Below are 13,467 nucleotides of genomic sequence, written 5' to 3'. Positions count from 1 at the left end.
TGTGGCTCGGCCTGCATCACATCAGTCGCTTGCGCTCGCTGGAGGGCGCAATCCCAAGGGATTCGCGGTACTTGGCGACTGTGCGGCGGGCTACTTGAATGCCTTGTGCCTCCAGTAAACCAGCGATCTTGCTATCACTCAACGGCTTTTTCTGATTTTCGGCAGCAACCAGTTTTTTGATGATTGCGCGAATAGCCGTGGATGAGCATTCGCCGCCTTCAGAGGTGCTGACGTGGCTGGAAAAGAAGTATTTCAGCTCGTAAATACCGCGCGGCGTATGCATGAACTTCTGGGTGGTCACCCGGGAAATCGTCGATTCGTGCATACCCACTGCCTCGGCAATGTCGTGCAGAACCAGCGGTTTCATGGCTTCATCACCATATTCAAGGAAGCCACGCTGGTGCTCGACGATCTGTGTGGCGACCTTCATCAGTGTTTCGTTGCGGCTCTGCAGGCTCTTGATGAACCAGCGGGCTTCCTGCAGCTGATTGCGCATGAAGGTGTTGTCGGCGCTGGTGTCGGCGCGACGCACGAATCCTGCGTATTGCGGATTGACGCGCAGACGGGGAACCGACTCCTGGTTCAGTTCGACCAGCCAGCGTTCGTTGTCCTTGCGCACGATGACATCCGGTACTACGTATTCGGCTTCGGTGGATTCGATCTGCGAGCCCGGACGTGGATTGAGGCTTTGAACCAGTTCGATGACCTGACGAAGCTCGTCTTCCTTGAGCTTCATGCGGCGCATCAACTGGCCGTAATCGCGGCTGCCCAACAGGTCGATGTAATCGGTCACCAGGCGCTGCGCTTCGGCAAGCCACGGGGTTTTGGCAGGCAATTGACGCAATTGCAGCAGCAGGCATTCGCTCAGGTTGCGCGCGCCTATGCCTGCGGGTTCGAATTGCTGGATGCGATGCAGGACCGCTTCGATTTCATCCAGCTCGATATCCAGTTCGGGATCGAAGGATTCAAGAATCTCTTCGAGGGTCTCGTCCAGATAGCCTTGATTGTTGATGCAGTCGATCAGCGTTACGGCGACCAGACGATCCTTGTCGGACATCGGGGCCACGTTGAGCTGCCACAGCAGGTGGCTTTGCAGGCTTTCACCGACAGAGGTGCGGGTGGTGAAGTCCCACTCATCATCGTCGTTGCTTGGCAGGCTGCTGGCGCTGGTCTGGTAGATATCTTCCCAGGCGGTATCGACAGGCAGCTCGTTGGGAATGCGTTCGCTCCACTCACCGTCTTCAAGGTTGTCTACGGTGGGGGCAGACTCCTGATAGGTCGGTTCCTGGACGTCGGGATTGGGTTTTTGCTCGATGTTGTCAGCCAGAGGGTCGGAATTGTCGAAATCGTCGCCTTCTTCCTGACGTTCCAGCATAGGGTTAGATTCCAGCGCCTCCTGAATCTCCTGCTGGAGGTCCAGAGTGGATAACTGAAGTAAGCGGATTGCCTGTTGCAGCTGCGGTGTCATCGTCAGCTGCTGGCCCATTCTCAAGACTAGCGATGGTTTCATGGCAGGGGCTAAACACCTTATTCGCCGGCGCTCACGCGCCATCCACTACAGGCGCCGAAACGCCAACTTAAGCAAATTATATGCCTGAAAGCGGGTCGTTTGCCTAGAGCACCTCGACAAATAATGCATTGTCAACAGGCCGCTTGGGCATTGGTCGCCTGATCAGGCCGGATGCAGTGACTACAGGCGGAATTCGTGACCCAGATAGACTTCCTTCACCAACTGGTTGGCCAGGATGGTTTCCGAGTCGCCTTCTGCGATCAATTGCCCGTCGTTGACGATGTAGGCTGTCTCGCAAATATCCAGCGTCTCACGGACGTTGTGGTCGGTGATCAGTACACCGATACCCTTGGCCTTGAGGTGGTGGATGATCTGCTTGATGTCGCCTACCGAAATAGGGTCGACGCCTGCGAAAGGTTCGTCCAGGAGGATAAACTTGGGGGCTGTGGCCAGCGCGCGCGCAATCTCCACACGACGACGTTCGCCGCCCGACAAGCTCATGCCCAGGTTGTCGCGGATGTGCGTGATATGGAATTCCTGCAGCAGACTTTCCAGCTCCTTGCGACGCCCCGCCTGATCGAGCTCCTTGCGGGTCTCAAGGATGGCCATGATGTTGTCGGCCACTGAAAGCTTGCGAAAGATCGAGGCTTCCTGCGGCAAATAGCCGATGCCGGCGCGTGCGCGACCGTGCATGGGCTGGTGGCTGACGTCCAGGTCGTCGATCAGCACGCGGCCCTGATCAGCCTGAACCAGGCCAACGATCATGTAGAAACAGGTGGTCTTGCCGGCGCCGTTAGGGCCCAGCAAGCCAACGATCTGACCGCTGTCGATGGAAATGCTCACATCGCGTACGACCTGACGGCTCTTGTAGCTTTTAGCCAGATGCTGGGCTTTCAGCGTCGCCATTTACTGGGCCTTCTGCGGTTGATCGGTTTTCTTTTTCGGCTGGATGACCATGTCGATCCGTGGGCGCGGGGCTGTCACTTTCGCACCGCCATTGGCCCGGCCTGCGCTGACGATCTGCTTGACGGTGTCGTAGACGATCTTCTCGCCTTCGGACGTGTTGCCGTCATTGATGACCTTGGCCTTGTCGATCAGCACGATACGATCCTGCGCCGCGTAGTACTGAATGGTGACGGCATAGGCCTGCACGATCGGCTTGTCCACGGCAGGCTTCTGCTCGTAGTACGCCAGGTTGCCAACGGAGGTGAATACGTCAACTTCGCCCTGTGCATTACGGGTGATGGTCACGGTGTTGCCGGTGATCTTCATCGAGCCTTGCGTGATGATGACATTGCCCTTGTAGGTGGCAACGCCTTTCTTGTCATCGAGCTGCGCATCGTCGGACTGGATGTGGATCGGCTGATCGCGGTCGGTCGGCAGAGACCAGGCGCTCGCGCTTCCCAGTGCTGCGCCCAGGCCGAGCAAGAAAGGAAGAGTTTTAACGAGCCTCATACTGTCCTCTTACGTTGGACAGCAGGTCCATCCTGCCGTCGTTCAAATACGCTTTCATTCCCTTGGCCGTAGTGACACCGCCCGCGCCGTCGATTCTAACGACTTGCTCGGTCTGCGCATATTGCTTCTGTGGGAATACCGTCATGCGACTACTGGTGATGATAGTCGTACGTTGTTTTTCGTCGGTTCGCGCAACGCGAACGGAATCGATGAGTTCGACCTGGTCGCCGCCGGGCGATACCTCGCCCTGCTTGCTCTGTACATGCCAGGGGAAGAGGGTGCCGCGGTACATCTGCAGGTCAGGCGTGGTCAGCAGGGTCACGTCAGTGGCCTTCACGTGCTCGACCTTGTCGGCAGTCATGTCGTACTGGAGCTTGCCATCGGGCAGGTACTGGACGCTGTGCGCGTTGATTGCGTAGTAATCAATCGCGTTTTCGTCGGCAGCAGCCACAGGCTGGTCCATGAAACTTTCCGGGCTTACGTTCCAGTAGCCGACAGCGGCGAGCAACAGCGCCAGTACTCCGAAAAGCAGGTACTTTCGAATTTTTTTACTGAACATAAATGGCTTCTATAAATAGGCGGAGTGAGCCGCTTCAAGGTTGCCTTGCGCACTCAGAATCAGTTCGCAGAATTCGCGTGCCGCACCTTCGCCGCCGCGCGCCTGTGTAACCCCGTGCGCGTGCTGGCGAACGAACCCGGCCGCGTTGGCAACCGCCATGCCCAGGCCGACGCGTCGGATGACTGGCAAGTCTGGCAGATCGTCACCCAGATAGGCGACCTGTTCGTAACTCAATTTCAATTCGCTCAGCAGTTGGTCAAGGACCACCAGCTTGTCTTCACGCCCCTGATACAGGTGCTCGATGCCCAGGTTTTTGGCCCGGCGCTCGACTACGGGTGTCTTTCGACCGCTGATGATAGCCGTCGTTACACCGGAGGCTATCAGCATTTTGATGCCTTGGCCGTCGAGCGTGTTGAATGTCTTGAATTCGCTACCGTCTTCAAGGAAGTAGAGTCGCCCGTCGGTCAGCACGCCATCGACGTCGAAGACCGCCAGTTTAATGGCCTTGCCGCGTTGCATCAGTTCGCTGTGAGCTGTCTGGGTCTGCATCACATCACTCCCGCGCGCAGTAGGTCCTGCAAATTGAACGCGCCGACCGGGCGGTCTTGTGGATCAACCACGATCAGGGCGCTGATCTTGAAGTCTTCCATTATTTTCAGGGCTTCGGCGGCGAGCATGTCCGCATGGGCCGTCTTGCCGTGAAGCGTCATGACTTCGTCGATGGTGGTCTGGCGAATATCGATCGGGCGGTCCAGGGTGCGGCGCAAGTCGCCGTCCGTGAAGATCCCGGCCAGCGTGCCGTCCGTTTCAAGTATCGCAGTCATGCCCAGGCCCTTGCGGGTCATTTCCAGCAGCGCATCGCGCAACAGCGTGCCGCGTTGAACGGTAGGCAGTGCATCGCCGGAATGCATGACGTGCTCGACCTTCAGCAGCAGGCGTCGACCCAGTGCACCGCCAGGGTGGGAAAAGGCGAAGTCTTCAGCCGTGAATCCACGTGCTTCGAGCAGCGCGACTGCCAGCGCATCGCCCATCACCAGTGTGGCGGTGGTCGAGGAGGTAGGCGCAAGGTTGAGCGGGCAGGCTTCGTGAGCGACCTGGACGTTGAGGTTGACGTCAGCCGCCTTGGCCAGCGTCGAGTCCGGGTTGCCGGTCAGGCTGATCATCTTGATGCCCAGACGCTTGATCAACGGCAGCAGGGTGACGATCTCGTTGGTCGTGCCCGAGTTGGACAGGGCCAAAATGATGTCATCGCGAGTGATCATGCCCATGTCGCCATGGCTGGCTTCGGCCGGGTGTACAAAAAATGAGGTGGTGCCGGTGCTCGCCAGTGTCGCGGCAATCTTGTTGCCTACGTGGCCGGATTTACCCATGCCGACTACGACGACGCGCCCTTTGCTGGCCAGGATCATGTCGCACGCGCGCACGAAATCGGCATCAAGACGTCCCAGCAAGCCTTCAATGGCTTCTATCTCGAGGCGGATGGTGCGTTGCGCGGATTGGATCAGGTCACTGGATTGGTTCATATCTTGAAAGGGTCGGCCTGCTGAAAGCCGGCGATTATAGCGGTAATGTACGATTCCCTCACGTCTGATCGTCGTTGTGATGTTTTTAAACGAATTTCCTACGGGTTGGCAGGTCTGTACTCGGGCAGTTGGCTATCGCGTCATAGGCTTAAAAAATATCGGTGAATAACTGAACCTACTGGTTCTCTTCTTGGGTGGCCGTAACGAGGATGGTATAGTTCGCGCCCTGTTCGGCCCGCCTGGACAGCCTGTCTTCCTTCGGGACTCGGCGGCTGAGGAGGGAGGCTGTATCGCAAGGAGTTTAGATGAGTCCTGATGACGCCTACGCCGTCGAGTTGAAAGGGGTTTCTTTCAAACGCGGTGCGCGCAGCATTTTCAATAATGTCGATATTCGTATTCCTCGGGGCAAAGTCACCGGGATCATGGGGCCATCGGGCAGCGGCAAGACCACTCTGCTGCGTTTGATGGGCGCGCAGCTGCGCCCCAGCGAAGGCCAGGTATGGGTCAACGGTCAGAACCTGCCCGAGCTTTCGCGCAGCGATCTGTTCGATGCCCGCAAGCACATGGGCGTGCTCTTTCAGAGCGGCGCGCTGTTCACCGATCTGGATGTGTTCGAAAACGTCGCCTTTCCGTTGCGCGTGCATACCGATCTGCCCGAAGAAATGATTCGTGACATCGTGTTGCTGAAATTGCAGGCAGTGGGGCTGCGCGGGGCCGTCGAACTGATGCCCGACGAGCTGTCCGGTGGCATGAAGCGACGCGTTGCGCTGGCGCGTGCAATCGCCATGGATCCGCAGATTCTGATGTACGACGAGCCCTTCGTCGGTCAGGACCCGATTGCGATGGGCGTGCTGGTGCGTCTGATCCGGCTGCTAAACGATGCATTGGGCATTACCAGTATTGTGGTGTCACATGATCTGAGCGAGACGGCGAGCATCGCCGATTATCTGTACGTCGTGGGTGACGGCCAGGTACTCGGGCAGGGGACGCCGCAGGAGCTGTTGTCTTCGGATAACCCGCGCATTCGTCAATTCATGACCGGCGAACCGGATGGCCCTGTGCCGTTTCACTATCCGGCTCCGGATTTTCGCGAAGATCTTTTGGGGAAGCGCTGATGCGCAAGAAGTCATTGATGGACCGTGTCCGCCTGCTTGGGCGTTCGGCCATAGATATCGTTACCGTTCTGGGGCGTTCAGGGATCTTTCTCGGTCATGCCCTGTTGGGGCGTGGCGGAACCGGCAGCAGCTTTCAGCTGCTGGTCAGGCAGTTGTACTCGGTCGGCGTGATGTCGCTGGTCATCATTGTTGTGTCGGGTATGTTCATCGGCATGGTGCTTGCGCTTCAGGGCTTCAGCATTCTGAGCCAGTACGGTTCGGAGCAGGCGGTGGGCCAGATGGTTGCGCTGACCTTGCTGCGTGAACTGGGGCCGGTCGTTGCCGCGCTGCTGTTCGCGGGGCGCGCCGGTTCAGCGCTGACGGCCGAGATCGGCAACATGAAATCGACCGAACAGCTGTCCAGTCTGGAAATGATCGGCGTCGATCCGCTCAAATACATCGTTGCACCGCGCCTTTGGGCGGGGTTTATCTCGTTGCCGATTCTGGCAATGATCTTCAGCGTGGTCGGTATCTGGGGTGGATCCTGGGTCGCGATCGACTGGTTGGGAGTCTATGAAGGTTCTTTCTGGTCGAACATGCAGAACAGCGTTTCCTTCACGAATGATGTGCTTAACGGGGTCATCAAAAGCGTCGTATTTGCCTTTGTGGTGACATGGATTGCCGTTTTTCAGGGGTATGACTGTGAGCCCACTTCCGAGGGCATCAGTCGCGCCACGACCAAAACCGTGGTTTATGCCTCGCTGGCAGTGTTGGGCCTGGACTTTATTTTGACCGCCTTGATGTTTGGAGATTTCTGATGCAAAACCGCGCCATCGAAACCGGTGTCGGCCTGTTCCTGCTGGCCGGGATACTGGCTTTGCTCTTGCTGGCCCTGCGAGTCAGTGGTCTGAGCACCAGTGCGACCAACGACAGTTATAAACTTTACGCCTACTTCGACAATATTGCCGGTTTGACTGTCAGAGCCAAGGTAAGCATGGCTGGCGTGACGATCGGCAAGGTTACCGCGATCGATCTGGATCGTGATTCCTTTACCGGTCGTGTCACGCTGGAGATCCAGAAGAAGGTCGACAACCTTCCCGCGGACTCCACTGCGTCGATCCTGACGGCTGGCCTGCTGGGTGAAAAATACATTGGGTTGAGCGTCGGCGGCGATGAAGCGCTGCTCAAGGACGGGGCAACCATCCATGACACGCAGTCGTCGCTTGTGCTCGAAGATCTGATCGGGAAATTCCTGCTCAATACCGTAAGTAAAGACGCCAAGTAAGGAGCTTTAAATGATCTCTATTCTGCGCCGTGGCCTGCTGGTATTACTGGCTACCCTGCCGATGCTGGCCAACGCTGCGACGTCGCCTTCAGCTCATGACCTGGTAGATCGCACCACCAAGGAGTTGTTGAGCGACCTGGCCGCCAACAAGGAACAGTACAAAACCAATCCGGGGGCCTTTTACGATGCCTTGAACCGCATCGTCGGTCCGGTTGTGGACGCTGACGGCATTTCTCGCAGCATCATGACCGTCAAGTATTCGCGCAAGGCGACCCCTGCACAAATGCAGCGCTTTCAGGAAAACTTCAAGCGCAGCCTGATGCAGTTCTATGGCAATGCCTTGCTGGAATACAACAACCAGGGCATTACCGTCGCGCCTGCCAAGGATGAGGGGGCTGATCGCACCAGCGTCGACATGCAGGTCAAAGGCAACAATGGCGCTGTTTACCCGGTTTCCTACACCCTGGAAAAAATCAGCGGTGAGTGGAAGGTGCGTAACGTCATCATCAACGGTATCAACATCGGCAAGCTGTTCCGTGATCAGTTCTCCGACGCCATGCAGCGTAACGGCAACGATCTGGACAAAACCATCGATGGCTGGGCGGGCGAAGTGGCGAAGGCCAAGGAAACCACCGACGAAGCTGCGCAGAAGACCGCGCAATGACCGAGACGGCTGTCCGCCTGGTCGGGCCTGGTGAACTGAAACTGGTCGGCGTGCTGGATTACCGTACAGGGCCGCAACTGCGCAAGCAGGGCGCAGCCCTGATCAGGTCCGGCGACTTGAACAGCCTGACGCTGGATTGCTCGGGCGTCGAGAAGTCCAGCAGCGTGGGCCTGGCCCTGCTGCTGGCTTTTATGCGCGATGCAAGTGAAGCCGGCAAAACGATCAAAGTGCAGTCTTTGCCCGAAGACATGCGTAAAATCGCTCAGGTTTCAGGCCTGAACGAGCTTCTGGACATCCATTAACCGGTAGATCGGAAAAGCCCTCTGTCCGCCGCCCCATCACCGGGGTTCGCATAGCATGGGCTTTTTTGTATCATGGCCGACCCGCGCGCGTTCAGCGCCGATCGAGGTTAAGCATGCAGGCCGTAGAAGTTAAAGGCTTCCTTGAAGGAAAGCTGCCCGAAATCAAAGTGGAAGTTGAAGGCGAAGGCTGCAACTTTCAGCTGAACGTCATCAGTGACGAGCTGGCCAGCCTGAGCCCCGTCAAGCGTCAGCAACAGATCTATGCCCATCTGAACCCTTGGATTGCCGATGGCAGCATCCACGCGGTGACTATGAAATTTTTCAGCCGCGCTGCCTGGGCCGAGCGCACCTGAGCCAATTGGTGTCGAGATTCTAATGGATAAATTGATTATTACCGGTGGTGTTCGTCTTGATGGCGAAATCCGCATCTCCGGGGCAAAGAACGCTGCCTTGCCGATCCTTGCAGCAACCCTGCTGGCCGATGGGCCGGTTACCGTTCAGAACCTGCCGCACCTGCACGACATCACCACCATGATCGAGCTGTTCGGTCGCATGGGCATCGAGCCTGTGATCGACGAAAAGCTCAGCGTGGAAATCGACCCTCGCACGATCAAGACACTGATCGCGCCGTATGAGCTGGTCAAGACCATGCGTGCGTCGATCCTGGTGCTCGGCCCGATGGTGGCTCGTTTCGGTGAAGCCGAAGTCGCGCTGCCCGGCGGCTGCGCCATCGGTTCGCGTCCGGTCGACCTGCACATTCGTGGCCTTGAAGCCATGGGTGCGATCATCGACGTGGAAGGCGGCTACATCAAGGCCAAGGCGCCGGAAGGCGGCCTGCGTGGCGCCAACTTCTTTTTCGATACCGTGAGCGTGACTGGTACCGAGAACATCATGATGGCCGCCAGCCTGGCCAACGGCCGCAGCGTTCTGCAGAACGCCGCGCGTGAGCCTGAAGTGGTCGATCTGGCCAACTTCCTGATAGCCATGGGTGCAAACATCCAGGGCGCGGGCACCGACACCATCACCATCGATGGCGTGAAGCGTCTGGGGCCTGCGACTTACAAGGTCATGCCCGACCGTATCGAAACCGGCACCTATCTGGTTGCCGCTGCCGTGACCGGCGGCCGCGTGAAGGTCAAGGACACCGATCCGACCATTCTGGAAGCTGTCCTGCTTAAGCTTCAGGAAGCCGGTGCTGAAATCACGACCGGTAATGACTGGATCGAGCTGAACATGCACGGCAAGCGTCCCAAGGCCGTCAACGTGCGGACCGCGCCTTACCCGGCGTTCCCGACCGACATGCAGGCACAGTTCATTTCGCTCAACGCCATTGCCGAAGGCACGGGTGCTGTGATCGAGACCATCTTCGAAAACCGCTTCATGCACGTTTATGAGATGCACCGCATGGGCGCGCATATCCAGGTGGAAGGCAACACGGCCATCGTGACCGGCATGCCAAGCCTCAAGGGCGCGCCAGTCATGGCGACCGACCTGCGTGCTTCGGCCAGTCTGGTGATTTCAGCCCTGGTGGCTGAAGGCGACACGCTGATCGACCGCATTTACCACATCGACCGTGGTTACGAGTGCATCGAAGAGAAGCTGCAGATGCTGGGCGCCAAGATCCGTCGCGTTCCGGGCTAGTCGTTTGCGACCCTGGCGCTTTTCGGCGTCAGGGTTGCTGTTCGATAGCCGGTGTGATTTTCTGATTCGTTCCACCTCCGGCATCCGTTGCCTGAGGGTTGTCATGCGCCGTTTGCGTCATGCCAAAAGTTTCCTGATAAGGACTTACGTTTCCCATGTTGACCATCGCACTGTCCAAGGGCCGCATTCTTGATGACACCCTGCCGCTTCTCGCTGAAGCGGGCATCGTGCCGACCGAGAATCCGGACAAGAGCCGCAAGCTCATCATTCCTACGACCCAGCCAGACGTGCGTCTGCTGATCGTGCGCGCGACCGATGTACCGACGTACGTCGAGCATGGCGCTGCCGACCTGGGTGTTGCGGGCAAGGATGTGCTGATGGAATACACCGGCCAGGGCCTGTATGAGCCGCTGGATCTGCAGATTGCCAAGTGCAAGCTGATGACTGCCGGTGCCATTGGTGCGGTCGAGCCCAAGGGCCGTCTGCGCGTGGCGACCAAGTTCGTCAATGTCGCCAAGCGCTATTACGCCGAGCAAGGCCGCCAAGTCGACATCATCAAGCTGTATGGCTCGATGGAGCTGGCACCGCTGATCGGTCTGGCTGACAAGATCATCGACGTGGTCGATACCGGCAACACGCTGCGTGCCAACGGTCTTGAGCCACAGGAACTGATCGCCACCATCAGCTCGCGTCTGGTGGTGAACAAGGCTTCCATGAAAATGCAGCACGCGCGCATTCAGGCGCTCATTGACACCCTGCGCAAGGCAGTGGAGTCGCGACACCGCGGCTGATCCGATCACGCAACGTTGAGTTGCGTCCAGCTATCCGTGTCATAGCCAAATTTCTCAGGTGCCTGCGCGGATAGCTTGGTAGCTTTAGGCTCCTGAGCATCCGCCAATTATTGAGGCCCTCGCCATGACCACGTCCACTGCAATTCGCCGACTCAATGCTGCCGACCCGGATTTCGCCCGACATCTGGATCATCTGCTGAGCTGGGAAAGTGTGTCTGACGACTCGGTCAATCAGCGCGTGCTCGACATCATCAAGGCCGTGCGTGAGCGTGGCGATGCGGCCTTGGTGGAGTTCACCCAGCGCTTTGATGGCCTGCAGGTTGCGTCGATGGCCGATTTGATTCTGCCCCGCGAGCGTCTGGAACTGGCCCTGACCCGTATCACGCCGGTCCAGCGTCAGGCGCTTGAGAAAGCCGCCGAGCGCGTGCGCAGCTATCACGAGAAACAGAAGCAGGATTCGTGGAGCTACACCGAAGCCGATGGCACTGTGCTGGGCCAGAAAGTCACCCCAGTGGATCGTGCTGGTTTGTATGTGCCGGGTGGCAAGGCGTCCTATCCGTCGTCGGTGTTGATGAACGCCATCCCTGCCAAAGTGGCAGGTGTGACCGAAGTAGTCATGGTGGTGCCGACGCCGCGTGGCGAGATCAACGAGTTGGTGCTGGCTGCGGCCTGCATCGCCGGTGTCGATCGTGTGTTCACCATCGGTGGCGCGCAGGCTGTGGCTGCGCTGGCCTACGGCACCGAAAGCGTGCCCAAGGTCGACAAGGTCGTCGGGCCTGGCAACATTTATGTCGCCACGGCCAAGCGCCATGTATTCGGCCAGGTCGGCATCGACATGATCGCCGGTCCTTCCGAGATTCTGGTGGTGTGTGACGGCCAGACCGATCCTGACTGGATCGCCATGGACCTGTTCTCCCAGGCCGAGCATGACGAAGACGCGCAGGCGATTCTGGTCAGTCCGGACGCCGGGTTCCTCGACAAGGTGGCCGCCAGCATTACGCGCCTGCTGCCAACGATGGAGCGTGCGGCGATTGTCGAGACGTCCATCAATGGTCGTGGTGCGTTGATCAAGGTAGCGGACATGGCTCAAGCCATTGAAGTTGCCAACCGGATTGCGCCTGAACACCTGGAATTGTCGGTGGCCGATCCGGAAGCGTGGTTGCCGCATATTCGCCATGCCGGTGCCATCTTCATGGGGCGTCACACGTCCGAGGCGCTGGGCGATTATTGCGCCGGTCCCAACCACGTATTGCCAACTTCCGGTACGGCGCGCTTTTCGTCGCCGCTGGGTGTTTACGATTTCCAGAAGCGCTCGTCGATCATCTATTGCTCGCCCGAAGGTGCGTCTGAATTGGGCAAGACAGCCTCCGTGCTGGCCCGTGGCGAGTCGCTGAGTGGCCATGCCCGCAGCGCCGAATATCGAATTACCGACCCGAGCTGGAAAGCCGGCGGCACAGAGGAAGGCAAATAATGAGTAAATTCTGGAGTCCGTTTGTCCGCGATCTGGTGCCTTACGTGCCGGGTGAGCAGCCAAAACTGAGCAAGCTGGTCAAGCTCAACACCAACGAAAACCCTTACGGCCCATCGCCCAAGGCGCTTGAGGCCATGCGTGGTGCGCTCTCTGACGACCTGCGTCTGTACCCTGACCCCAATAGCGATCTGCTCAAGCAGGCCGTTGCCACTTACTACCGTGTCGAGCCGAACCAGGTTTTCCTGGGCAACGGTTCCGACGAAGTGCTGGCGCATATCTTTTACGGGTTGTTCAAGCACGATGCGCCGTTGCTATTCCCGGACATCAGCTACAGCTTCTATCCGGTGTACTGCGGCCTGTATGGCATCGAGTACGAGACTGTCGCGCTGGATGAGCAGTTCCAGATCCGGGTCGAGGATTACGCAAGGCCGAACGCCGGGATCATCTTTCCCAACCCCAACGCGCCGACTGGCTGCCTGTTGGCCCTGGATGCCGTCGAGCAGATCGTCAAGTCCAGCCCCGATTCGGTGGTGGTCGTGGATGAGGCCTATATCGACTTTGGCGGCGAGACTGCGATTGCGCTGGTCAATCGCTATCCGAACCTGCTGGTGACGCAGACCCTGTCCAAATCACGTTCGCTGGCAGGCCTGCGCGTCGGGCTTGCGGTCGGCCATCCGGACCTGATCGAAGCGCTGGAGCGGGTCAAGAACAGCTTCAACTCCTATCCGCTGGACCGCATGGCCAATGTGGGCGGTGCGGCAGCGTTCGAGGATCGTGAGCACTTCGAGGTGACGCGCAACAAGGTCATTGAAAGCCGTGAAGCGCTGGTCGAGCAATTGCAGGCCAAGGGCTTCGAGGTTCTGCCTTCAGCTGCCAACTTCATCTTCGCCCGCCACCCGCAGCACGATGCGGCCGCACTGGCGGCGAAGCTGCGTGAGCAGGGCGTGATCGTGCGTCACTTCACGCAGCAACGCATCGCGCAATTCCTGCGCATCAGCATTGGTACGCCGGAGCAGCATCAGGCGTTGCTGGAAGGGTTGAGCGATATCTGAGGCAAGAGTGACTCAGCGCGTCACTGGCAAAACGCCGGTGACGTGCCGAGCGCCTACCTTGCGCAGGTAGCACAGTCTGTGTGCGAGCTTGCTCGCGAAGAGGCCACTACATCCAGCAGG

General features: G+C 58.5%; 16 protein-coding genes. 10 read left to right on the top strand and 6 right to left on the bottom strand.

Features of this window, described 5'->3' with window-relative positions; translation table 11 throughout:
- Window positions 1-16: 16 nt before the first annotated feature.
- From H8S56_RS18725 to H8S56_RS18700, 6 genes are all read right to left on the bottom strand, one after another.
- On the bottom strand, window positions 17-1,510 hold the full coding sequence (locus H8S56_RS18725) for an RNA polymerase factor sigma-54 (protein WP_024687474.1): 1,494 nt from the start codon (window positions 1,508-1,510) through the stop codon (window positions 17-19).
- Window positions 1,511-1,690: 180 nt separating this feature from the next.
- Window positions 1,691-2,416, bottom strand: coding sequence for an LPS export ABC transporter ATP-binding protein (lptB, locus tag H8S56_RS18720; RefSeq protein ID WP_024687473.1), 726 nt, complete (start codon window positions 2,414-2,416; stop codon window positions 1,691-1,693).
- Complete coding sequence (gene lptA, locus H8S56_RS18715) at window positions 2,417-2,965, bottom strand: lipopolysaccharide transport periplasmic protein LptA (RefSeq protein WP_024687472.1); 549 nt, start codon at window positions 2,963-2,965, stop codon at window positions 2,417-2,419.
- Window positions 2,952-3,524 (bottom strand): LPS export ABC transporter periplasmic protein LptC, encoded by a 573-nt coding sequence (gene lptC / locus H8S56_RS18710; protein ID WP_024694604.1) that lies wholly within the window; start codon window positions 3,522-3,524, stop codon window positions 2,952-2,954. The genes lptA and lptC overlap by 14 nt, the downstream gene beginning before the upstream one ends.
- Window positions 3,525-3,533: 9 nt before the next feature.
- The gene (locus tag H8S56_RS18705; RefSeq protein WP_024687470.1) at window positions 3,534-4,073 is read right to left on the bottom strand and encodes a KdsC family phosphatase; all 540 of its coding nucleotides are present in this window, start codon (window positions 4,071-4,073) and stop codon (window positions 3,534-3,536) included.
- Window positions 4,073-5,047: a KpsF/GutQ family sugar-phosphate isomerase gene (locus tag H8S56_RS18700; RefSeq protein WP_187519457.1), complete on the bottom strand. Its 975-nt coding sequence runs from the start codon at window positions 5,045-5,047 to the stop codon at window positions 4,073-4,075. The genes H8S56_RS18705 and H8S56_RS18700 overlap by 1 nt, the downstream gene beginning before the upstream one ends.
- A gap of 305 nt (window positions 5,048-5,352) precedes the next feature.
- Between H8S56_RS18700 and H8S56_RS18695 the strand changes: the two genes are divergently transcribed.
- From H8S56_RS18695 to hisC, 10 genes are all read left to right on the top strand, one after another.
- A complete protein-coding gene (locus tag H8S56_RS18695) occupies window positions 5,353-6,162 on the top strand; it encodes an ATP-binding cassette domain-containing protein (protein ID WP_024687468.1) in 810 nt (269 codons plus the stop codon).
- On the top strand, window positions 6,162-6,959 hold the full coding sequence (mlaE, locus tag H8S56_RS18690; protein WP_024687467.1) for a lipid asymmetry maintenance ABC transporter permease subunit MlaE: 798 nt from the start codon (window positions 6,162-6,164) through the stop codon (window positions 6,957-6,959). Before H8S56_RS18695 ends, mlaE begins: the two co-directional genes overlap by 1 nt.
- The gene (gene mlaD / locus H8S56_RS18685) at window positions 6,959-7,426 is read left to right on the top strand and encodes an outer membrane lipid asymmetry maintenance protein MlaD (RefSeq protein WP_024687466.1); all 468 of its coding nucleotides are present in this window, start codon (window positions 6,959-6,961) and stop codon (window positions 7,424-7,426) included. The genes mlaE and mlaD overlap by 1 nt, the downstream gene beginning before the upstream one ends.
- Window positions 7,427-7,436: 10 nt before the next feature.
- The gene (locus tag H8S56_RS18680; protein ID WP_024687465.1) at window positions 7,437-8,090 is read left to right on the top strand and encodes an MlaC/ttg2D family ABC transporter substrate-binding protein; all 654 of its coding nucleotides are present in this window, start codon (window positions 7,437-7,439) and stop codon (window positions 8,088-8,090) included.
- Window positions 8,087-8,392 (top strand): STAS domain-containing protein, encoded by a 306-nt coding sequence (locus tag H8S56_RS18675; RefSeq protein WP_024687464.1) that lies wholly within the window; start codon window positions 8,087-8,089, stop codon window positions 8,390-8,392. The genes H8S56_RS18680 and H8S56_RS18675 overlap by 4 nt, the downstream gene beginning before the upstream one ends.
- Window positions 8,393-8,505: 113 nt before the next feature.
- Entirely contained in the window at window positions 8,506-8,745 is a 240-nt protein-coding gene (locus H8S56_RS18670; RefSeq protein WP_024687463.1) for a BolA family protein, read from the top strand.
- 22 nt (window positions 8,746-8,767) lie between these two features.
- Complete coding sequence (gene murA / locus H8S56_RS18665) at window positions 8,768-10,033, top strand: UDP-N-acetylglucosamine 1-carboxyvinyltransferase (protein WP_024687462.1); 1,266 nt, start codon at window positions 8,768-8,770, stop codon at window positions 10,031-10,033.
- Window positions 10,034-10,188: 155 nt separating this feature from the next.
- Complete coding sequence (gene hisG, locus H8S56_RS18660) at window positions 10,189-10,824, top strand: ATP phosphoribosyltransferase (RefSeq protein WP_004881537.1); 636 nt, start codon at window positions 10,189-10,191, stop codon at window positions 10,822-10,824.
- Window positions 10,825-10,948: 124 nt separating this feature from the next.
- On the top strand, window positions 10,949-12,295 hold the full coding sequence (gene hisD, locus H8S56_RS18655) for a histidinol dehydrogenase (RefSeq protein WP_187519456.1): 1,347 nt from the start codon (window positions 10,949-10,951) through the stop codon (window positions 12,293-12,295).
- Entirely contained in the window at window positions 12,295-13,347 is a 1,053-nt protein-coding gene (hisC, locus tag H8S56_RS18650; RefSeq protein WP_187519455.1) for a histidinol-phosphate transaminase, read from the top strand. The genes hisD and hisC overlap by 1 nt, the downstream gene beginning before the upstream one ends.
- Window positions 13,348-13,467 lie beyond the last annotated feature (120 nt).

The sequence above is a fragment of the Pseudomonas triticifolii genome, from assembly GCF_014358015.1.
Taxonomy (GTDB): Bacteria; Pseudomonadota; Gammaproteobacteria; order Pseudomonadales; family Pseudomonadaceae; genus Aquipseudomonas; species Aquipseudomonas triticifolii.
This window is presented reverse-complemented; position numbering and strand designations above follow the sequence as displayed.